This window comes from Janthinobacterium sp. 1_2014MBL_MicDiv (assembly GCF_001865675.1).
Taxonomy (GTDB): domain Bacteria; phylum Pseudomonadota; class Gammaproteobacteria; order Burkholderiales; family Burkholderiaceae_D; genus Janthinobacterium.
The window spans coordinates 3,455,259-3,475,456 of sequence record NZ_CP011319.1 but is presented as its reverse complement, the minus strand read 5'-3'; the positions used below and the strand labels follow the sequence as shown (position 1 = coordinate 3,475,456).

At 64.6% G+C, this 20,198-nt stretch carries 18 protein-coding genes and 1 riboswitch; of the genes, 9 read left to right on the top strand and 9 right to left on the bottom strand.

What is annotated here, in order from left to right:
• Positions 1-12: 12 nt before the first annotated feature.
• Positions 13-612, bottom strand: coding sequence for an FMN-dependent NADH-azoreductase (locus YQ44_RS14950; protein WP_071324063.1), 600 nt, complete (start codon positions 610-612; stop codon positions 13-15).
• A 123-nt stretch (positions 613-735) separates the two neighbouring features.
• On the opposite strand from YQ44_RS14950, the gene YQ44_RS14945 reads away from it, so the two are divergent.
• Positions 736-1,641: a LysR family transcriptional regulator gene (locus YQ44_RS14945; protein WP_071324062.1), complete on the top strand. Its 906-nt coding sequence runs from the start codon at positions 736-738 to the stop codon at positions 1,639-1,641.
• A gap of 18 nt (positions 1,642-1,659) precedes the next feature.
• Here the strand turns inward: YQ44_RS14945 and asd are convergent, their stop codons facing one another.
• On the bottom strand, positions 1,660-2,508 hold the full coding sequence (gene asd, locus YQ44_RS14940) for an archaetidylserine decarboxylase (protein ID WP_071324061.1): 849 nt from the start codon (positions 2,506-2,508) through the stop codon (positions 1,660-1,662).
• A 393-nt stretch (positions 2,509-2,901) separates the two neighbouring features.
• On the opposite strand from asd, the gene YQ44_RS14935 reads away from it, so the two are divergent.
• From YQ44_RS14935 to YQ44_RS14920, 4 genes are all read left to right on the top strand, one after another.
• The gene (locus YQ44_RS14935; protein WP_232250905.1) at positions 2,902-4,977 is read left to right on the top strand and encodes a TonB-dependent receptor plug domain-containing protein; all 2,076 of its coding nucleotides are present in this window, start codon (positions 2,902-2,904) and stop codon (positions 4,975-4,977) included.
• A gap of 128 nt (positions 4,978-5,105) precedes the next feature.
• Positions 5,106-6,344 (top strand): DEAD/DEAH box helicase, encoded by a 1,239-nt coding sequence (locus YQ44_RS14930; protein ID WP_071326518.1) that lies wholly within the window; start codon positions 5,106-5,108, stop codon positions 6,342-6,344.
• Positions 6,345-6,395: 51 nt separating this feature from the next.
• Positions 6,396-7,013: an LON peptidase substrate-binding domain-containing protein gene (locus YQ44_RS14925; RefSeq protein WP_071324060.1), complete on the top strand. Its 618-nt coding sequence runs from the start codon at positions 6,396-6,398 to the stop codon at positions 7,011-7,013.
• Between the two features lie 156 nt (positions 7,014-7,169).
• Entirely contained in the window at positions 7,170-7,913 is a 744-nt protein-coding gene (locus tag YQ44_RS14920) for a DNA-binding protein (RefSeq protein ID WP_071324059.1), read from the top strand.
• A gap of 146 nt (positions 7,914-8,059) precedes the next feature.
• Here YQ44_RS14920 and YQ44_RS14915 read toward each other — a convergent pair whose 3' ends face one another.
• Complete coding sequence (locus tag YQ44_RS14915) at positions 8,060-8,407, bottom strand: DUF1294 domain-containing protein (RefSeq protein WP_071324058.1); 348 nt, start codon at positions 8,405-8,407, stop codon at positions 8,060-8,062.
• Between the two features lie 137 nt (positions 8,408-8,544).
• Between YQ44_RS14915 and YQ44_RS14910 the strand changes: the two genes are divergently transcribed.
• Together YQ44_RS14910 and YQ44_RS14905 are read left to right on the top strand one after the other, a co-directional pair.
• Positions 8,545-9,528, top strand: a complete 984-nt coding sequence (locus YQ44_RS14910) for a chemotaxis protein CheB (RefSeq protein ID WP_071324057.1) — start codon at positions 8,545-8,547, stop codon at positions 9,526-9,528.
• Positions 9,529-9,580: 52 nt separating this feature from the next.
• Positions 9,581-10,528 (top strand): cupin-like domain-containing protein, encoded by a 948-nt coding sequence (locus YQ44_RS14905; protein ID WP_071324056.1) that lies wholly within the window; start codon positions 9,581-9,583, stop codon positions 10,526-10,528.
• Between the two features lie 3 nt (positions 10,529-10,531).
• Here YQ44_RS14905 and YQ44_RS14900 read toward each other — a convergent pair whose 3' ends face one another.
• The gene (locus YQ44_RS14900) at positions 10,532-11,437 is read right to left on the bottom strand and encodes a DMT family transporter (RefSeq protein WP_071324055.1); all 906 of its coding nucleotides are present in this window, start codon (positions 11,435-11,437) and stop codon (positions 10,532-10,534) included.
• A 51-nt stretch (positions 11,438-11,488) separates the two neighbouring features.
• Here YQ44_RS14900 and YQ44_RS14895 point away from each other — a divergent pair, with 51 nt between their 5' ends.
• On the top strand, positions 11,489-12,046 hold the full coding sequence (locus tag YQ44_RS14895; protein ID WP_083411870.1) for a helix-turn-helix domain-containing protein: 558 nt from the start codon (positions 11,489-11,491) through the stop codon (positions 12,044-12,046).
• Positions 12,047-12,054: 8 nt separating this feature from the next.
• On the opposite strand, the gene YQ44_RS14890 is transcribed toward YQ44_RS14895, so the two are convergent.
• The 4 genes from YQ44_RS14890 to trpS form a co-directional block, all read right to left on the bottom strand.
• A complete protein-coding gene (locus YQ44_RS14890; RefSeq protein WP_071324054.1) occupies positions 12,055-12,786 on the bottom strand; it encodes a class I SAM-dependent methyltransferase in 732 nt (243 codons plus the stop codon).
• Positions 12,783-14,051, bottom strand: a complete 1,269-nt coding sequence (locus YQ44_RS14885) for a voltage-gated chloride channel family protein (RefSeq protein WP_071324053.1) — start codon at positions 14,049-14,051, stop codon at positions 12,783-12,785. Before YQ44_RS14885 ends, YQ44_RS14890 begins: the two co-directional genes overlap by 4 nt.
• A gap of 92 nt (positions 14,052-14,143) precedes the next feature.
• Positions 14,144-14,218: riboswitch (Fluoride riboswitch) on the bottom strand.
• 44 nt (positions 14,219-14,262) lie between these two features.
• Positions 14,263-15,858 (bottom strand): pyridoxal-dependent decarboxylase, encoded by a 1,596-nt coding sequence (locus tag YQ44_RS14880; RefSeq protein ID WP_071324052.1) that lies wholly within the window; start codon positions 15,856-15,858, stop codon positions 14,263-14,265.
• A 131-nt stretch (positions 15,859-15,989) separates the two neighbouring features.
• Positions 15,990-17,066, bottom strand: coding sequence for a tryptophan--tRNA ligase (trpS, locus tag YQ44_RS14875; RefSeq protein ID WP_232250904.1), 1,077 nt, complete (start codon positions 17,064-17,066; stop codon positions 15,990-15,992).
• Positions 17,067-17,429: 363 nt separating this feature from the next.
• Between trpS and YQ44_RS14870 the strand changes: the two genes are divergently transcribed.
• On the top strand, positions 17,430-19,334 hold the full coding sequence (locus YQ44_RS14870; protein ID WP_232250903.1) for a CocE/NonD family hydrolase: 1,905 nt from the start codon (positions 17,430-17,432) through the stop codon (positions 19,332-19,334).
• A 3-nt stretch (positions 19,335-19,337) separates the two neighbouring features.
• Here YQ44_RS14870 and YQ44_RS14865 read toward each other — a convergent pair whose 3' ends face one another.
• Positions 19,338-20,195: a DMT family transporter gene (locus YQ44_RS14865; protein WP_071324050.1), complete on the bottom strand. Its 858-nt coding sequence runs from the start codon at positions 20,193-20,195 to the stop codon at positions 19,338-19,340.
• Positions 20,196-20,198 lie beyond the last annotated feature (3 nt).

The following is a 20,198-nucleotide window of genomic DNA, read 5'->3' as shown; positions in this document are numbered from 1 at the left end:
CAATCGTTGTACTTATACCAGGATCGCGTTGATCTCGGCATCGGCCTGCGCTTGCGCCTTGGCCACGGCTTCCGGGCCCATGCCCATGCCTTCCGAATACACATATTGCACGTCGGTCATGCCGAGGAAGCCGAACATGGTGTTCAGGTATGGCACCTGGCTGTCGTGGGCGCTATCGCGGTGCAAGCCGCCGCGGGACAGGCCCACATAGACTTTCTTGCCGGTCAGCAGGCCCACGGGGCCGTTTTCCGTGTACTTGAAGGTGACGTTGGCGCGGGCAATCGCGTCGAACCAGCTTTTCAGTTGCACGGTGATGCCGAAGTTGTACATCGGCGCGCCGATGACGATCACGTCAGCCGCTTGCACTTGCGCAATCAGCGCGTCGTCGAGGGCGATGCGGGCCGCCTGTTCCGGCGTGCGCTTGTCGGCCGGGGTGAACAGCGCTTGCAGGGTCGGCTCGTCGAGCACGGGGTGCGGTACGGCGGCCAGGTCGCGGCGGACCAGGGCGGCGTCCGGGTTGCCCGCCTGTACGCGGGCGACGAGGGCGTCGGCCAGGCGGGTCGAGGCGGAACCGGTGCTGCGGGCGCTGGAATTGATTTGCAGGATGTTCATCTTGTTTCTCCGTGTGAGGTGTCTTGCGATGGATGAACTATAGCAATTCCAAAATTGATGCGGAAGCCGTTAAAATGGATAACATTAATCCACTGGTGGAACAATAAAGTTGAGAGGTCAAACATGGATATCGATCCCGGAGACTTGCTGCTGTTTGCCCGCGTCGTCGAATGCGGCAGTTTCAGCCGCGCCGCCGTGCGCGTGGACTTGCCCAAGTCAACCTTGTCGCGGCGCCTGTCGCAGCTGGAGGCGAAACTGGGCGAACGGCTGCTGCTGCGCACCACGCGCAAGCTGGCGCTGACGGAGTTTGGCGCCAGCCTGCTCGAGCATGCGCGCAAGGTGGTGGAGGAAACGGAGGCGGCAGGTGCCCTGGCGCAGCACCGCCAGGCGGGGCCCAGCGGCTTGCTGCGCATTTCCATGCCGGCCGATTTCGGCGACGCGCTGATGCGCCAGGTGCTGGCCGAATTCGTGCGCCGCTATCCGGCCATTTCGCTGGAGCTGGACCTGTCGGCGCGCCGCGTGGATTTATTGGAAGAAAATTTCGACCTGGCCATCCGCATGGGCAACTTGCCCGACGACGCCAGCCTGGCCGCGCGCCGCGTTGCCTTCAGCACCCTGGCGCTGTATGCGTCGCCGCAATACACGAGCGTGCACGGCTTGCCCGAGCATCCCGACGACCTGTACGGCCATGACTTGCTCAGCCTGCCACGGGCCGTGCATGGCCTCGTGCACTGGACCTTGATTCGCGGCAAGACGACATGGGAGCGCGACTTGCCCGTGCGCCTGCTGGCGAACTCTCCGGAGTTGCTGGTGCGCATGGCGTGCACGGGCGTGGGCATCGCGGCCAGCACGGACCGCTTTGCCAAGGCATACGTGGCGACGGGGGAGTTGGTGCGGGTCTTGCCCGAATGGAGTTTTCCGCTGGTCACGGGCTGGGCCGTGTTTCCCGGCCGGCGGCTGATGCCGGCCAAGACGCGCGCGTTCCTGGACTTGATGGAGGAAATGTATCGCACGGACGCGCCCGTGTAGGCGCGCGCCGAGCGCCATTTACTTGGGCAGCTTGCCCATGACTTCGCCCAGCTGCACGGGGCCGGCCGGTTGCCAGTTGGCATTGAATTGCACGCTGTCCTTGGGGAACAGCATGACGACGGTGGAGCCGAGCAGGAAGCGGCCCAGCTCGTCGCCTTGCTTCAGCACGACATTGTCGTTGGCATAGCTCCAGTCGCGCACCTGGCCCGTGCGGGGCGGGTTGACGACGCCGTGCCAGACGGTGGCCATGCTGCCGACGATGGTGGCGCCCACCAGGGTCATGACGAACGGACCGTTGGCCGTCTCGAACACGCAGACGACGCGCTCGTTGCGGGCGAACAGGCCGGGGATGCCGCGCGCCGTCGTCGGGTTGACGGAGAACAATTCACCGGGCACATAAATCATGCGCGTCAAGCGGCCGTCGCACGGCATGTGGATGCGGTGGTAGTCGCGCGGGCTCAGGTACAGATTGGCAAAGCTGCCGTGTTCGAACTGCGCTGCCAGGGCCGCATCGCCGCCCACCAGGGCCGTGGTGCTGAAGCTGTGGCCCTTGGCCTGGAAGATCTGGTCCTTGTCGATCGTGCCGAACTGGCTGATGCGTCCGTCGACGGGGCAGACATAGTCGGCTTGCGCCAGCGGACGGGCGTCGGGGCGCAGCGCGCGCGTGAAGAAGTCGTTGAAGCTCGCGTAGTGCGTGATGTCCGGGTCCAGCGCCTCATCCATGTTGACGTTGTAGCGGCCGACGAACCAGCGGATCAGGCGCGTCGTCATGGCGCCACCCTTGGCGCCGGCGATGCGGCCGGCGAAGTTGGTCAACGCTCCCTTGGGCAGCAGATATTGAGGCAAAACGGCAAGACGGTCAGACACGATGGGAAGCCTTTGACGGGGTGGTGGGAATAATGGCGAAAACGCATTATAGCGGCGATGTGGTACGCAATGATATGTACCGTATGCAAGGGGACATATCGCAGTCTGCTGCCGAATTTAATTTGCCATAGGGTATATTTTCAGGAAACTGTGCCACTCGGAAAAAATTGCAGCACAATACAGCGGCCTGTTTTTTAGCTTTTAGCCATTTTTATTCAGCCAACTTTTTTTAGCCAGGTCATGATGCCACGCCGTTGCCTCCGCCTTACCATTCTTTGTTCCGCCGTTTTACTTGCCTGGAATGTCCAGGCCCAGCAATCCGAAGCGCCAGCCGCTGATGCCGCCGCCGCGCCGCTGAAGGCCGAGAAGGCCGAAAAGTCCGCCGCTCCCGCCATGCAAACCGTCGAAGTCAAGGGCGGCGGCTATGATCCGCGCCGCGACGATACGGCCAGCAAGATGGTGGTCAGCAGCGAAGAAATCCTCAAGTATGGCGACACCAGCGTCACCGACGTGCTCAAGCGCCTGCCCGGCATCACCGTGTCCGGCGCGGCCGGGCGCTCGGGCGGCGAAATCCGCATGCGCGGCCTGGGCAGCGGCTACACGCAGATTTTGCTCAACGGCGAACGGGCGCCGGCCGGTTTCTCGCTCGACACCCTGTCGCCCGACGTCATCGAACGCATCGAGATTCTGCATGCGGCCAGCGCCGAATACAGCACGCAGTCGATCGCCGGCACCATCAATGTGGTGCTCAAGAAAGCCGTGAAGACGGCGCAGCGCGACGTCAAGCTGGGCGCGGGGGGCGGGCGCGATGCGTTTTCCAGCAATGGCAACCTGCAATTGTCGGACAAGGACGGCATTTTTTCCTATTCGCTGGCGGCCTCCTTTTATCGCTATGACTATCACTATGCAAACCCGGCACGGGACCTTGGCTATTTGCCGGACGGCCAGCAAAATCTGCTGCGCAACAGCAAGGGCACGGGCGATGGCCGTTCGGAAGGCATCAACATGTCGCCGCGCCTGAACTGGGCTTTTCCCGGCGGCGATAATCTGACGGCGCAATTTTTCCTGAATCTCGGACGCAACGAAAGCCGTACTCACAGCCGTACCGACACGATCATGGGCTTGCGACCAGACTACGATACGAACGACAGCGACGGCGGCAACCACTATGTATTTGGCCGAACGGACCTGACCTGGGTGCGCAAGCTCGATGGCGGCGCCAGGCTGGAACTGGGACTGCGCGTAGGCCTCAGCAATAATTCCTCCGATAACCACCCGCTCGGCCGTATTGATGGCGTGGGACTGGCGCTGGACCGTACCGCGCGCGTGGATGCGTCGGAAAAGAGCGTCTCTTCCACCGGCAAGTATTCTTCGCCGCTCATCCCGGGCCATGCCTTGTCGATGGGTTGGGATGGCGGCTACAGCAAGCGGGACGAGGAGCGCTGGCAGCGCGAGCTGGCCTTGCCGGGCGGGCGCCCGCCATTCAACGTCGATGAAGACTTCAATGCAGACATCAAGCGCCTGGCGCTGTATGCCCAGGACGAGTGGGATATCACGCCGCGCTGGTCCATGTATGCGGGCGTGCGCTGGGAAGGCATCGATACGCGCAGTATCGGCAACACGTATGACGAGGTGCAGCAGCGCAGCAGCGTCTGGAGCCCGCTGCTGCAAACCTTGTGGAAATTGCCTGACACCAAGGGCGACCAGGTGCGCCTGGCCTTGACGCGCACCTACAAGGCGCCGGCCACCTCCAGCCTGATTCCGCGCCGTATGATGTCGACGAATAATAGCCAGACCGAGCCTGACCGCGAAGGCAATCCGAACCTGAAGCCGGAGCTGGCGCTGGGCATCGACGCTTCCTACGAACATTACTGGGCCGAAGGCGCCTTGCTCAGTGCGCGCGCCTCGGCCCGCCGCATCGATGGCTACACGCGCCAGGGTTTGCTGTATATCAATGAGCGCTGGGTATCCACGCCCGTCAACGACGGCCGCGCGACTACGCAGACACTGGAACTGGAAGCGAAGTTCCCGCTGCGCGCCGTGCTGGCCGGACCCGTGCCGGCGCTGGATGTGCGCGCCAGCGTCAGCCGCAACTGGTCGCAGGTGGAGCAGGTGCCGGGGCCGGACAACCGGCTCGACCAGCAAACGCCCGTCAGCGGCAACGTCGGTCTCGACTACAAGACGCCGGACGGCGTGCTGACGACGGGCGGCAGCTTCAACTTCCGCAATGGCGGCCCGGTGCGCATCACCGAGCGCCAGAGTGCCTATACGACGCCGCGGCGCGACCTCGATATTTATGCGCTGTGGAAATTCAACGCGAAGCAGCAGCTGCGCCTGGCCGTATCGAACCTGCTGGCGCAAGACTTCGAAAGCCGCACCAGCTACACGGACGCCAGCGGCACGATACAGCGCAACAGCATTTCACCGAGCTCGCCGCAAGCGCGCGCGACCATGGAAATGAAGTTTTGATGCCGATGCCAGGCTGAAAATCCGTCGTGAAACCCCGGCCGGCATGCCCGCTGGCCTATAATCTCGGCAATCGCGCGCGCGGCCCGTCCGTGCGCGCCACCTTTTCATTTGCCAAGATTGCTTTTCCCATGACGTTTTCCTCCCTCGGCCTGATCGATCCCCTGGTCCGCAAACTTGACGAGCTTGGCTATGCCAAGCCGACGCCCGTGCAGGCGCAATCGATTCCCGCCGTGCTGGCCGGACGCGACCTGATGGCCGCCGCCCAGACGGGCACGGGCAAGACGGCCGGCTTTGCCGTGCCGCTGCTGCAGCGCCTGACCCTGGAAGGCGTGGTGGCGCCGCAATGCGTGCGCGTGCTGGTGCTGGTGCCTACGCGCGAACTGGCCGAGCAAGTCTATGCGAGCTTCCGCAGCTATGGCGGCAACTTGCCGCTGCGCAGCTTTGTCGCCTATGGCGGCGTGCCCATCGAGCCGCAGATCAGCAAGCTGCGCAAGGGCCTCGACGTGCTGGTGGCCACGCCGGGCCGCCTGCTGGACTTGCAGACGCAGGGCGCCGTCAAGTTCGAGCAAGTGCAAACCCTGGTGCTGGACGAAGCCGACCGCATGCTGGACCTCGGTTTCGAGCGCGAGCTGGATTTATTGCTGATGACCATGCCCAAGCAGCGCCAGACCCTGCTGTTCTCGGCCACCTTCTCGGACGCCATCCGCGCCATGGCGAAAACCATGCTGAAGGACCCCGTCTCGGTGGAGGTGAGCGCGCGCAACAGCACGGTCAAGGCCGTGAAACAGTCGGTGATCGTGTGCGACAAGAAACGCAAGCCGGAACTGTTTTTGCACCTGCTGAAGAAAAAGCGCTGGGGCCAGGTATTGGTCTTCGTCAAGACGCGCAAGGGCGTCGAGCAACTGGTGAACACCTTGCTGGAGCAGGGCGTGCGCGCCGATTCCATTCACGGCGACAAGACGCAGCCGAACCGCCTGCGCGCGCTGGCCCGCTTCAAGGCGGCCGAGGTGCAGGTGCTGGTGGCCACCGACGTGGCCGCCCGCGGCCTGGACATCGACCAATTGCCGATCGTCGTCAATTTCGACTTGCCGACCGTAGCCGAAGACTATATCCACCGCATCGGCCGCACGGGCCGCGCGGGCGCTTCGGGCGAGGCGATTTCCCTCGTCTGCGCCGACGAGGTGGAATTGCTGTCGGCCGTCGAAGCGCTGACCCGGCAAACCCTCAAACGCGCCGAAGAACCCGGTTACGAGGCGGAGCATCGCGTGCCGGGCACGACCGCCGGCGGCACGATCCAGAAGAAGGCCGTCAAAGTGCTGGCGCCGAAGGCGGCCGAGCGCGCCAAGAAGCGCCGCTTCTACAAGTAATCGGGGGCAAGGCGCGCTGCACGGATATGCCATTCGTGCCATCATGCGCCTATGACCTCGATACCTTTGTTCCCGCTCAATACGGTGCTGTATCCCGACGGCTATCTGCCTTTGCAGATCTTCGAGGTGCGCTATCTGGACATGATACGCAAGTGCATCATGGGCGAGCAGCCGTTCGGCGTGGTGCGGTTGCTGGACGGCGCGGAAGTGCGCAAGCCGGGCCAGCTGGAAACGCTGGCGCCGGTAGGCACCCTGGCGCGCGTCATCGACTGGGCGGCGCCGTTGTCGGGCTTGCTGCAAATCAAATGCATGGGTATGGAGCGCTTCCACATCGTTTCCAGCGAACAGCTGAAACACGGCCTGTGGACGGCGCGGATCGAGACCTTGCCGCCGGATAAGGCCATCCCCATCCCGCAAGAGCAGCAGAACGTGGCCGACGCCCTGGGCGCGCTGATACGCACCTTGCAGGAACAAAAGATCCCGCCCGAGCAAATGCCGCTGCAGCCGCCATACCGGCTCGACGAGTGCGGCTGGGTGGCGAACCGCTGGTGCGAACTGCTGTCGCTGACGGCCATGCAAAAGCAGCTGCTGCTCAGCCAGGACAATCCCGTGCTGCGCCTGGAACTGGTGCAGGACATGCTCACGGAAAATGGCTTGCTGGAAGACTGACGGCGACCAGGCCGCATGTTTGCACACGCTTCCGTTGTGCAATTGCAATTTCTATTGAGAAATACTTTACGCTTTGCCGCCGCTGGCATAAGATAATGCCCCTGGGCAAGATAGTCCCAGTAATATGGCCCCAGGCAACATTCACGAGAATACGACATGGCAAAAGCAAGCGCGGAACAGATCAATGCGGCAATGGAGGCGATGGCGGCCGAAGGCCTGGCCATCACGGTGCGCGCGCTGCGCGAGCGGTTGGGCAATGGCGCCTGCCTGGGCACCATCAGCAAGCTCTTGCAGCGCCGCAAGGCCGGTGCGCAGCGCCAGATCGCCGCGGCGGCCGAACTGTCTCCCGTGCTGCAGCAAGCCATTCTCGATTATGTAGGACAGGAATTGAGCGCCAGCCACAGTGCGCATGAAGCCGAGATGAACGACAATCAACAGGAATTGATGGACCTGGCCAGCGAAAACGAGCGCCAGCAGGAAGTGCTGGACTTGCAGGCGGGCGAACTGGAAACCCTGCGCGAGGAACTCGAACGCGAGCGCCAGGTCGCCAACCAGGCCCGCACGGACCTGGCCAAGGCGCAATTGCGGCTGGAGGGCTTGCCGCGCCTGGAAGAGGCGGCCGAGCAGGCGCGCATGGACCTGGCCAAGGCGCAATTCAAGCTCGAAGGCATCCCGCGCCTGGAAGAGGCGGCCGAAGCGGCTCGTGCCGAGCTGATCCAGGCCCAGCTGAAGCTGGAAAGCCTGACGCGCGTGGAAACGGAACTGGCGGCCGTGCGCCTGGAGCTGGAAGCGGAACGCGAGGAACTGGGTGAAACGCGCGCCGAACTGGACGAAGAGCGCACCTTGCGCATCAAGGCGCAGCAGTTCATCGTCGATCCGATCTTCAAGACGCCCGTTTAAGAGCACCCGCCAAAACTGCAGCGCGTCGCGATTTGCGGCGTGCGATGCTCAGTGACTCGGCGGCCCCGTGCATCCGCACAGCTGCGCTTCTCAAGCACAGCCCATGCCGCTCGCTACGGTTTTGTGCGGTGTGGCAAGTCTGCCTGCTAGACGCCTGGCTGCGCATAGCGCATGCATAGCCAGGCAAATCCCCCCATGTTCAGCGCGACCGTGATCCAGAACACGACCTGGAACGAGGTCTTGCTCGTCTTGTGGCGCAACCACTGCTGCGCCAGCACGGCGCCCGGCCAGCCGCACAGCAATCCCAGCAGCCACAAGGTTTTCTCCGGCGTGCGCCACGCCTGCGTGCGGGCCGCCCGCTTGTCGATGGCGTAGACGGCAAAGCAAGTCACGCTCATCGCGCCGTACACGGCCGCCACCAGCACGGGCACGTGCCACAGCAGGCTGGCCAGCAGGTAAGCGAGGACAAATACGGCAAGTATCAGATAGGGCATGGCGGTCACGGCAGTGTGGGAGCCGCATTGTAACCGCAGCGCCGGCGCATGGCGTCCTGTGTTAGGCGGCGCACGGAATCGGCGCTGCGGGCGTTCCAGAATGACTGCGGAGATGCGTCGCGCGAAAGGGGGCTGGCATGGAAGCGTTGATACTGATCGGAGCTTCCACGGGCGGCATGGAAGCGTTGTCCTGCATCTTTGCCGCCTTGCCCGCCACCTTGCCGGCGCCCGTGCTGGTCGTCGCGCATGTGGGCGCGCGCAAGAGCATCCTGCCCGATATCCTCGGCAAGACTTGCTCCTTGCCCGTGCGCTTTGCCGAAGGGCGCGAACCCGTGCGTCCGGGGCGCATCCTGCTGGCGCCACCGGACCGGCATATGCTGGTCGCCATCGCGGCTGGCCAGGCCACCATCGAGCTGACGCGCGGCCCGAAGGAAAACCACACGCGCCCGGCCATCGACCCTCTGTTCCGCAGCGCGGCGGCCGCGTTCGGCCCCAGGGCCGTGGGCGTGATCCTCAGCGGCTACCTCGACGATGGCACGGCCGGCTTGCAAGCCATCAAGGCGTGCGGCGGCAAGGTGCTGGTGCAGGAGCCGCAGGAAGCCGTGGCGCCGTCGATGCCGCAAAGCGCCATCGACCACGTGGACGTGGACTGGCGCCTGCCCGTCGCCCAGATCGCTCCGGCCCTGCTGGCGCTGGTCAGCGGCAAGCCGGCGCCGCCCCAGGCGCTGCAGCCGGCGCCGCACTGGATCGCCGTGGAAAACCGTTTTGCCAGGGGAGTGGGGAATATGGAACAACTGGAAAAAATTGCCGTGCCATCCACATTTACCTGCCCGGCCTGCCAAGGCACCCTATGGGAACTGCATGGCCAGCAGCCGCAGCGCTTCCGCTGCCATACGGGCCACAGTTTCACGGCGCAAGTGCTTGGCGAGTTGCAGAATGACAAGGCGGAAGAGGCCATCTGGGCCGCCATCCGGGCACTGCAGGAAAAGGAAAGGCTGTACCTGGACCTGGCCGCCAAGGCCCAGGCCTGGCTGCATCCGGGCACTGCCAGCGAATACGGCGCCAGGGCGCGCCAGGCTGGCGAGCAGGCCGACGTGCTCAGGCGCACCTTGCTGGCTTAGAATAGCGCTCTGTTGCCGTCTGCCAGGCAACGCGTCCATCGTAAAGAAGCTTATGTCAGTAGAGAAAAAGTTACCTCCCCAGTCCGCCACGGCGCCTGGCGCGGCCCGCGCCTTGCCGCCGCGGCCGCCAGCCGAATTCAGCTCGCCCGAGGCGGCCCTTGCCCGCAAGCTCGCGCGCGAGCACAAGGATGCGCAGGTGCGCGGCGTGACGTCCATCCACGCCATGCGCGAGGCCATCCGGCGCGCCGCGCGCCACTTGCCGGCCATCGCCGAGGTGCCGCGCCTGGGCATGCTGGACGCGGCCGCCTTCCGCGCCCGCGCCGCGCTGGGCCTGCCTTTCCTGATGAGCGGCCTGGTCAAGCGCTGGCCCTTGTCCGGGCTGGCGCCCGGCGTCTTGCGCGAGCGCTACAGTCACGTGCCCGTGCGCGCGCGCGTGGGCGACTACATCAACACGGCGTTCGCGCCCGACCGCGCCATGCAGGATATGTCGATGGGGGCATACCTGGACCTGGTGGAAGAGGGACAGCACGCGCTGCCGCCTTACCTGGGCAACCTGGAGCTGCGCGAATTGAACAGCCTGTGCCACTGGCCCGCGTATTTCGACAAGATGGGGCCGCCACGCTTCTGGGTCGGGCCGGCCGGCACGGTGACGCCGCTGCATTGCGATTACGACGACAATATCTTTGCGCAAGTGTGGGGCAGCAAGCGCATCTTTTTATCGCCGCCGCACCACGATGCCTTCCTGTATCCCAGCGAGGCGAACGCCATCCTGTTCGGCTCGCCTTTCGACCCCGAGGCGCCCGATTTCCAGCGCTTCCCGCTGGCGCGCCAGGCGACCATGATCGAATGCATCGTCGAGCCGGGTGACATGCTGTACGTGCCCGCCGGCTGGTACCACCAGGTGCGCGCGCTGACGTTCTCGCTATCCTCGAACCGCTGGGCCAGGGCCGTGCCGTTTGCCTTGCATGGCGAGCCGGCACTGCGGCGCGGCGTGGAATGAAATTCAGGGTTGCACGGCCTTGCCGGCGTCCGGCGTGCGCTTCGGCCGCCATTCGCTGAGGATGCCGGCGCCGATGATCAGGATCGCACCGACGATGGCCAGGGCTGGCAGGCGTTCGCCGGCGATGCGGCCGATGACGCCGGCCCACACGGGCTCGCCCGCATAGATCAGGGTAGCCTTGGTGGCGGAAATGCGCTTTTGCGCCCAGTTCATCACGTACTGGATCAGCGCGCTGGCGCAGCCCAGGGCCAGCACGCTGAGGAGGAAGGTCTGGCTGAGGGCGGGCGGCGCTTCGCCCATGACGGGCATCAGCAGCAGGGCGATCAGCGACGCCGTGGCCAGTTGCACGATGGTCACGCGCAGGATGTTCAGTTGCGGCGAAACGCGGCTGATGAGGATGATTTCCAGCGCGATGGCGATGGCGCCCACGGCCGTCATCAGCTCGCCTTTGCCAAAGCCCATGCTCAGGCCATCGGTGCCGGTGAGCAGCAGCAAGCCAACAAAGGCCAGCGCCACGGCCGCCCACACGGCCGGATGGGGCCGCTGCTTGAAGGCCAGCCATTGCACCAGCGGCACGATGGGCACATAGAAGGCCGTGATGAAGGCCGACTTGCTGCTCGTGATATGCATCAAGCCATAGGTTTGCAGCGCGTAGCCGCCAAAGATGCTGACGCCAATCGCCATACCCGTCAGCAACTCCGCCTTCGTCAATTGGCGCAGCTGGCCCCGGCAAATCAGGGCGCCGATACCGGCGGCGACGGCGAAGCGGGCGGCAACGAAGGCCAGCGGGCCGCTGACCGTCACGGCGTGCTGCACGATGAGGAAGGTGCCGCCCCAGATGAAGGTGATGGCGATCAGGGCCAGTTCGGGCAGGCCGAGGGCGGGCGGGGGACTTGCGTGTGTTTTCATGGGGAGCTATGCTATGAGCAAAATATTTCCCATCATCATAGGAGCAATATATTGCGCAGTCAAGCCGAGGCCGGTGGCGTGCTGGCACACCTGTCCAAAAATCTGCGGCGCCTGCGCCTGGCTGCCGGACTGAGCCAGGAGGAACTGGCCCGTCTGTCCGGCCTGAGCCGGCGCATGCTCAACGGCGTTGAGGCGGGCGGCACCAACATCAGCCTGGCCAACCTCGACCACGTGGCGGCCGCGCTGAACGTGGCCTTCGTCGACCTGGTCCAGCCGCCGCGGCAGCCGCACGACAGCCTGCGCGTGCTGGTGTGGCAAAGTGCATCGCAGGCGAGCCAGGCCGTGCTGCTGGGCGCGGCCCCCGCCAGCCGCCAGGTGGAGCTGTGGTCATGGACCCTGGCGCCGGGCGAGCGCTACGATGCGCAAGCCGACCCTGCCGGATTCAGTGAAATGATTTATGTGCTGGAAGGGCAGTTGCAGCTGGAGTTGGCGGCTGGGACCAAACACCTGACCACGGGCGATTTTCTGGTCTTCAGCAGCGCGCAAGCGTATGCCTACGTCAATGCGGGCGCCTCCACCTTGCGCTTTACGCGCAACGTGGCCAGCTGACGGCGTGCTTAGCCGAGACCGCAGCCGATGAGCAGCAGCATCGGCCGCTCGCGCTCTTCCGCCAGCGCCGGCTGTTGCGTCAGCTGTTCGTCGGTGGGACCCCATTCTTCCACGTGTTCAATCTGGAAACCGGCTTGTATCAATAAATTCAGCGTCGTACCCAGCGTGCGGTGCTGCTTGACGACGCCTGGCGCCAGCCAGTCCGACACGCGCGTGCCCTGCTGCTGGTAACTGTCGACGGGCCAACTCTTGCGGCCTTGCGCATCCGTCAGCCAGCCGGGCTGGCGCGGCGCCATGAAGATGGGATGCTCGATGGAAAACACCAGCTTGCCGCCCGGTTTCAAGCCATGGCGGATGGCTGCCAGCAAGGCGTCGAAGCGCTCGATGTAGTGGAATGCCAGCGAACTGTAGACGAGGTCGTAGCTGGCCGGCGGCAAGGCCAGTTGTTCCATATCAAGTCGGGCATAGCTGACGGCTGCGCGTTCCCCCATGGCACGCGCCTGCGCCAGCATCTTTTCCGAGACATCCACGCCCAGCACGCGCGCCGCGCCGGCATCCAGTGCCCAGCGGCAAAACCAGCCATAGCCGCAGCCGAGGTCCAGCACCTGTTTTCCTTGCAGCTGCGGCAGCATGGCGCGCAGGGCCGGCCATTCGGGTGCGCTGTCGAGTCCGCCAACGGAGCGGGGCAGCTGGCCGTAGGCCGTGAAAAAGGCGTCGTTGTCGTAGATATTCTGTGTCATGTATCAAGCTCCTTGCTGGCTGTGCGCTTCGCATGGCCGCCCCGCTGCGCCCGGTAAATGCCCGCATGGCCGGAAAACAGGTAGGCCACGACGCAGGCGATGGCTGCGTACACGCCGATCTCCGCGCCGAACAGTTCCATGGCCATCAGGGTCGAGGCGATGGGGGTATTCGCTGCGCCGGCAAACACGGCGACAAAGCCGATGGCGGCCAGCAGGGTGACGGGCTGGTGCAGCAGCGGCCCCAGCGCATTGCCCAATGTCGCCCCGATGTAGAACAGGGGCGTCACTTCGCCGCCCTTGAAGCCGGTGCCGAGCGAAACAATGGTAAACGCCATCTTGCCGAGGAAGTCATGCGCCGGCAGCGGCCCCTTGAGCGCGTCGACGATGGTGGGAATGCCCAGGCCGATGTAGCGGTCCGTGCCCAGCAGCCACACGGCGAGGGCGACGGCGAGGCCGCCCGCCAGCGGGCGCAGGGGAGGGTAGGCGACCCAGCGCTTCATCAGCCCGCTCAAGCCGTGCGTGGCTTGCGCAAACACTTTACCGGTCACGCCGAACAGCACGCCCGCGATGACCATGGCGCCCAGCGTCCAGGCCGAGATGGCGGGGACCGGCGGTACGGCGTAATGCGTGTGGGCAATGTGCAAAAGCGGCCCCCACAGCAGGACCACCTGGTCGGCGATGACGGCCGCGGCCAGGCAGGGCAGCATGGCTTCGTAGCGCAAGCGGCCGATGGCCAGTACTTCCAGGCCGAAGATGGCGCCCGCCAGCGGCGTGCCGAAGACGGAGGCAAAGCCGGCGCTGATGCCGGCCATCAGGATGATGCGGCGGTCTTCATTCTTCAAACGGAACAGGCGCGTCAACTGGTCGGCCAGCGCGCCGCCCATCTGCACGGCCGTGCCTTCGCGCCCGACGGAGGCGCCGAACAAATGCGAGACGACGGTGGCGCCCAGCACCAGCGGCGCCATGCGCAGCGGAATGATGTTTTTCGGATCGTGGATTTCATCGATAAGCATATTCGCGCCGCCTTCGACCTTGCTGCCGTAGCGCAAGTACAGCCAGCCGACGGCAAAGCCGGCCACGGGCAGCAGCCAGAGCAGCCAGGCGTGCGCCAGGCGCGTGCGCGTCGCCCAGTCGAGGGCGAACAGGAAAGCGGCCGACGCCGTGCCGGCCAGCACGGCCACGGCGAATGCGATCAGCAGCCATTTAACGAGATGCAACAACAAGTCGGCGAGGGCGGCGAGGAAGGCAGGGCGGCGGGTCATCATGCGTGTCCAGTCTGGAGTCGATGGAACCTGGACAGGCGGCGGGCGATGTCTGGGCGCTGGGTGCGCGCCTGCATTTTTCCGGAAGTCCAGGAAAGTCTGCAGGCATCATCAGCCCGGGGGCGGTTCACGAAGAGTTGCGTGGGAGGAATGCCATCTCCAGTCAAAATTCTAGCACTGCCGGCTGGCGCAGACTATTGATTTTTGATAATGGTCAATCCTGCAAGCCCAGTTCCGCCACCAGCGCCTGGCCGATGGCGCGCTGTTCGGCCAGGATGGCGCGCAAGTGGTGGGGGCGTGTCTTGACATTCGTCATGACCACGCGCAGCACATTGGTCGGGCCAGGGTAGCGCGTCGATTCGAGCACCGTGCGCGAGACGAAGCTGTGGCCCTCCGCCTTCTGGCGGTTTTGCAGCTTGGCGTTGAGCGTGTTCAGTTGTCTGTTCAGTTCGGCGGCTGCGTCTGCCTGGCCGCCGGCCAGCAAGGCTTCCATGCGCTGGCGCAAGTGCACGGGCACGTAGCGGTAGGTCAGAATGAAGGTGTCGGAGCGCGTGACCAGCTCGAAATCCTGCTGGTCGGCCAGCAAATCCTGCAACTGGCCGGACAGGGTGGCCGCCTGCTGCAGCAGGGTCGTGTAGCCGGACACGCCCAGCACCTTGAACGAGGTCCACAGTTTCAAGGCGTCGAAGCGGCGCGAGCCTTCCAGCGAGGTCTGGCCCAGGTCGCCCGAATTGTCGCGCAGGATGTAGTTGGCATTGTGCTTGAGCAGGTTCAGGCTGGCGCTGTCCTTGAACAGCACCATGCTTTGCGCCATCGGCACCCACAGCAGCTTGTGGCCGTCGATGACGACGGAGTCGGCCAGGGCGATGCCGTCGTACAGCGGACGGTATTGCTCGGCGATCAGCAGGGCGCCGCCCCAGGCCGCGTCCACATGGAACCAGATGTTTTCTCGCGCGGCAATGGCGGCCATGGCGGCCAGCGGGTCGATGGCGCCCGTTTCCGTCGTGCCGGCGATGCCGATCATGGCAACGACCTTGATCTTGCGCAGTTTTAAATCGGCAATGGTCGCTTCCAGCGCGGCGACATCGATGCGGTTGTCGCGGTCCACGGCCACCAGGTGCAGCGCGTTTTCACCGAGTCCCAGGGTCGCCAGCGCTTTCTTTACGGAATAATGGCTGCGGGCCGAGCCGATCACGGCCAGTCCCGCATGGCCGGCATCCTGCATGGCGGCAAACAGGCCGCGCTTGCGCGTGCCGGGCAACTGTTTTTCCAGCGCCACGGCCAGGGCCGTCAAATTGCCCATGGTGCCGCCATTGACGACATTGCCCAGCGCGCCGCTGGTGGCGGCCATCGCCTGCGCGTAGACGCTATCGGGTTGCTGGTACACCTGGCGGTGCAGCCAGCCGAGCATCTGCTTTTCGATCAGGGTCGACACATACGCCGTCTCGATCTTCACCTGGTTCTGGTTCAGGGTGGCCGTAAACGCCTCGGCCAGCACGCTGATCCAGGGCAAGGCCTGGGTCATGTGGCCGATGTATTGCGGGTGGTTCAGCTGGGCCGTATTGGCCAGCACGGTCGTATCGAGCTCTTGCAGGAAGTCCGCCACCGCCATGCCGTGCGCGGGCGGGCGCGTGTCGGCCAATTGCGTCAGCAGTTCGGCGTACGGCGTGTGCGGATACGCTTCGCTGCGTTCGGCGGCCAGCCAGCCGCCCAGCATGCGCAGCGCCTGCTGCAGGGGCGCGGGCGCCTGTTGCAGCGCATCGATGGAAAAATGCTGCTGCAGCAGCCGTTCGATAGCGGTATCGGTCATTGCGCGTTGTCTTCTCTACTGATTGCTGGTGCCACGGTGACAAATGAATTGCGCCCTGGGGGAAGCGGGATTTTACCCGACTCCGCCAAGGCGCATCAGTTTGCTATTGCTATTTGTTAATGAGACGCAGCTTAGAAGTAGTTCAGACCCAGCGCCGACTTGACTTCATCGGCCGTGCGGGCCGCCACTTCGCGCGCCTTGAAGGTGCCTTCCTTCAGCATCTGGATGACTTGTCCCTTGTCCTTGGCGAATTCCTCGCGGCGCGCGCGGATCGGCGCCAGCAGTTCCTGCAAGACCACATCCAGGCGTTTCTTGACGATGCTGTCGCCCAGGCCGCCGCGCACGTAATGGGCCTTCATCTCGGCCAGCGCCGCTTTTTCCGGGTCGAAGGCATCCAGATAGGTAAACGCGATATTGCCTTCCAGGTGGCCCGGGTCTTCCACGCGCAGGTGCAGCGGGTCGGTATAGACTTTTTTCACGGCGGCCGTGATTTCGGCCGAGGTCGCGCCCAGGTTGATGGTGTTGCCCAGCGACTTGCTCATCTTCGCCTTGCCGTCGATGCCGGGCAGGCGGCCGATGTCCGGCACCAGCGCCTTGCATTCCATCAGCACTTCGCGGTTGTACATGCGGTTGAAGCGGCGCACGATTTCATTCGTCTGCTCGATCATCGGAATCTGGTCTTCGCCCACGGGCACCACGCCCGCCTTGAAGGCCGTGATGTCGGCCGCCTGGCTGGCCGGATAGGTCAAAAAGCCGGCCGGGATGTCGCGCTCGAAGCCGCGCAAACGGATCTCTTCCTTGACGGTAGGGTTGCGCTCGAGGCGTGCCACGGTGACGATGTTCAGGTAATAAAAGGTCAGCTCGGCCAGTTCCGGGATCTGCGACTGGATGAAGACCGTGGTTTTCGTCGGATCGATGCCGACGGCCAGGTAGTCGAGCGCCACTTCGACGACGTTGCGGTGCACCTTGTCGATGTCGTCCATATTGTCCGTCAGCGCCTGCGCGTCGGCCAGCATGATGAATTGCTTGTAGCTGTTCTGGTAGGCAACGCGGTCGCGCAGGCTGCCCACGAAATGGCCCAGGTGCAAGGGGCCGGTAGGACGGTCGCCCGTCAGGATCACGGATTGCGAAGCGATGGCGGCGGCCGACAGCGGCGCGGCAGGGGTATTCTCGGTGTCTGGGGTAGCGGGGGTATTAGGCAAGCTCATCAAGTTTCCTTTCGAGCCGCCTGCATCGGGGATGATCCAGGCTCCAGCCTGTTACGCCACCGATCGAGGCGGCGTTGATCATAAATCACATCACTATGCAGTGGCCGCGCGGAGTGAGCGGGACCACCAATTCAAGCGGGCGTGTTGTGAATGAATAAATTTCATGGCGTTATGGTTGCAGTTCGGACGCGTTCTGTCAAGTTGCGGTCCGATTTATCTGCTGCGCCGCGTCAGAAGCTTGCCTTCTGCTGGCCTTGCTTTCCGGGTACTATTGCCATTCGGCCACTTTTACGTGGCAAGAACCCATTGGAGAACAGTATGCGCGTTGCGTCCCCCGTCCGGCTCACCGGTCTGGCCTTGGCTTTGAGTACCACCTTGAATTCCGTGTTTGCCACCCCCGTGCTGGCGCAAACGCCGCCGATGGCGCCCGATATCGGCGCCAAGCTGGTGATGCCGGATCTGAATGATTACGTCAAGCGCGTGGTGATGGTGCCCATGCGCGACGGCGTCAAGCTGTACACGGTGATCGTCGTGCCGAAAGGCGCGCAAAAAGCGCCGATCATGCTCACGCGCACGCCGTACAACGCGGCACGCCGGGCCCAGCGCGCCGCCAGCCCCAGCATGCTGGCCACCTTGCCGCAGGGCGACGACACCCTGGTGGAAAACGGCTATATCCGCGTGTTCCAGGACGTGCGCGGCAAGTACGGCTCCGAAGGCGATTACGTGATGACGCGCCCCGTGCGCGGCCCGCTGAACAATACCAAGGTCGACAATGTCACCGATGCGTGGGACACCATCGACTGGCTCGTGAAAAACGTGCCGGAAACGAATGGCAAGGTGGGCATGCTGGGCTCTTCCTACGAGGGCCACACGGTGCTGATGGCCCTGGTCGACCCGCATCCGGCGCTGAAGGTGGCCATCCCCATGAGCGCCATGGTCGATGGCTGGCGCGGCGACGACTGGTTCCACAACGGCGCCTTCCGCATGCCGAGCCTGTCGTACATCGCGGGCCAGACCAGCGTGCGCGGCGGCGGCGAATCGCCGGCCCTCGGCGTGTATGACGATTACGACGCCTACCTGCGCATCGGCTCGGCCGGCGACTACGCGAAGAAGTTCGGCATCGACAAGCTGACGTACACGAAAAAGCTGTTCGAACACCCGGCCTATGACAGCTACTGGCAGGAACAGGCGCTCGACAAGATCCTCGCCAAGCGTCCGCTGATCGTGCCCACCATGCACGTGGTGGGGCAATGGGACCAGGAAGACATCTATGGCCCGTATGCCACTTACTCGGCGATGGAAGGGCGCGACAAGCGCAACAACCTCAATTACCTGGCCATCGGCCCGTGGCGCCACAGCGGCGTCAATTATGAAGGCTCGAGCCTGGGCGCCTTGAAGTTCGACGGCGACACGGCGCGCCAGTTCCGCGCCAAAGTCATGCAGCCATTCCTCAACCAATACCTGAAGGATGGCGCGCCGGACGCGAACACGGCGCCCGTGGTGTCGTACCAGAGCGGCACGAACCAGTGGCAGCGCCTGCAGCAGTGGCCGCTGGCGTGCGAGACGTGCGACACCAAGCTGACGCCGATCTATCTGCAGGATGGCTACAAGCTGGGCTTTGCGACGCCATCGGGCGCCGCGGATGCGGCTGAAGGCGCCTTCGATGAATACGTGGCCGATCCCGCCAAGCCCGTGCCCTTCGTGCCCCGTCCCGTGCGCCTGAACGATGGCGACGTGTGGAAGCCATGGCTGGTCAGCGACCAGCGCGGCTATGCCGACCGCACGGACGTGCTCAGCTATGTTTCCGAGCCCTTGAAAACAGCCGTGCGCATCGCCGGCGCACCGATGGTCAACCTGTTTGCCGCCACCAGCGGCACGGATGCCGACTGGGTGGTGAAACTGATCGACGTGTATCCGGACGAAGTGCCGTCGCAGCCGGCCATGGGCGGCTACCAGCTGGGCGTGGCGATGGATATCTTCCGCGGGCGCTACCGCGACAGCTTCGAGCACCCGACGCCGATACCGGCAGGCAAGGTCGAGCGCTACCGCTTCGCCTTGCCGAACGCGAATCACGTCTTCCTGCCCGGCCACCGCATCGCCGTGCAAATACAGTCGAGCTGGTTCCCGCTGTATGACCGCAACCCGCAAAACTACGTGCCGAACATCTTCCTGGCCGACCCGGGCCATTATAGGAAGGCCACGCAGCGCGTGTACCACGCGGCAGGGGCGGCCAGCGCCATCGAGTTGCCGATCGCGCCGAACGAGTAAGCCTTAGCCTGCGCGCATCAGCACGGCGCCCGCCGCGATCAGGCCGATGGCCAGGTAGCGGCGGGGGCTGATTTTTTCGCGCAGGAACAGGGCCGCGATGGCGATGGCGAACAAAATCGACGTTTCGCGCAGGGCGGCGATGGCGGCCACGGGCGCCTGCGTCATGGCCCACAGGGCCAGGCCATACGAGGCCAGGGTGCCGAAACCTCCGAACGCGGCCAGATGCCATTGCGTTTGTGCATACGCCAGCAGGTCGGCCGGGCGGCGCACCGCCGTCCACAGCAAGAGTCCGGCGCCGTTCAAGACAAAAATCCACATGGTATAGGCGGCCGGCGCGCCGGACAGGCGCACGCCGATGCCGTCGATCAGCGTGTAGCTGGCGATGACGCAGGCATTGCCCAGCGCAAAGGCCGTGGCGCGCCCCGTGTTTTTCGGCATGCCGCCGATGGCGGGCGTGCGCGAGGCAATATACAGGGCGAAGATGCCGGCGCAGATGCAGCCGACGGCGCCCATCTGCGTGAAGGACAGGCGCTCGCCGATCAGGGGCCAGCTGGCCAGCGCGACGATCAGCGGCGCGCTGCCGCGCATCAGGGGGTAGGCGTGGCTCATGTCGCCCGCCCTGTAGGCGGCCGCCAGCAGCGAATAATAGGCCAGCTGGGCCACGGCCGAGGCAGCCAGGTAGGGCCAGCTGGCGGGCGCGGGAGCGGCGACGAACGGCAGGACCGCCAGCGAAATCAGGGCCGCGCCGACGGAGACCAGCACCGTGCTGAGGAAGGTATCCTTGCCCGACTTGACGATGGCGTTCCAGCTGGCGTGCAGCAGGGCGGCAAACAGGACGACGGCGACGACCAAACCCGACATGCG

Coding starts and splice junctions, on each gene's coding strand:
- YQ44_RS14950 (WP_071324063.1), bottom strand. CDS start 612: ATGAACATCCTGCAAATCAATTCCAGCGCCCGCAGCACCGGTTCCGCC.
- YQ44_RS14945 (WP_071324062.1), top strand. CDS start 736: ATGGATATCGATCCCGGAGACTTGCTGCTGTTTGCCCGCGTCGTCGAA.
- YQ44_RS14935 (WP_232250905.1), top strand. CDS start 2,902: ATGCAAACCGTCGAAGTCAAGGGCGGCGGCTATGATCCGCGCCGCGAC.
- YQ44_RS14930 (WP_071326518.1), top strand. CDS start 5,106: ATGACGTTTTCCTCCCTCGGCCTGATCGATCCCCTGGTCCGCAAACTT.
- YQ44_RS14925 (WP_071324060.1), top strand. CDS start 6,396: ATGACCTCGATACCTTTGTTCCCGCTCAATACGGTGCTGTATCCCGAC.
- YQ44_RS14920 (WP_071324059.1), top strand. CDS start 7,170: ATGGCAAAAGCAAGCGCGGAACAGATCAATGCGGCAATGGAGGCGATG.
- YQ44_RS14915 (WP_071324058.1), bottom strand. CDS start 8,407: ATGCCCTATCTGATACTTGCCGTATTTGTCCTCGCTTACCTGCTGGCC.
- YQ44_RS14910 (WP_071324057.1), top strand. CDS start 8,545: ATGGAAGCGTTGATACTGATCGGAGCTTCCACGGGCGGCATGGAAGCG.
- YQ44_RS14905 (WP_071324056.1), top strand. CDS start 9,581: ATGTCAGTAGAGAAAAAGTTACCTCCCCAGTCCGCCACGGCGCCTGGC.
- YQ44_RS14900 (WP_071324055.1), bottom strand. CDS start 11,437: ATGAAAACACACGCAAGTCCCCCGCCCGCCCTCGGCCTGCCCGAACTG.
- YQ44_RS14890 (WP_071324054.1), bottom strand. CDS start 12,786: ATGACACAGAATATCTACGACAACGACGCCTTTTTCACGGCCTACGGC.
- YQ44_RS14885 (WP_071324053.1), bottom strand. CDS start 14,051: ATGATGACCCGCCGCCCTGCCTTCCTCGCCGCCCTCGCCGACTTGTTG.
- YQ44_RS14880 (WP_071324052.1), bottom strand. CDS start 15,858: ATGACCGATACCGCTATCGAACGGCTGCTGCAGCAGCATTTTTCCATC.
- trpS (WP_232250904.1), bottom strand. CDS start 17,066: ATGAGCTTGCCTAATACCCCCGCTACCCCAGACACCGAGAATACCCCT.
- YQ44_RS14865 (WP_071324050.1), bottom strand. CDS start 20,195: ATGTCGGGTTTGGTCGTCGCCGTCGTCCTGTTTGCCGCCCTGCTGCAC.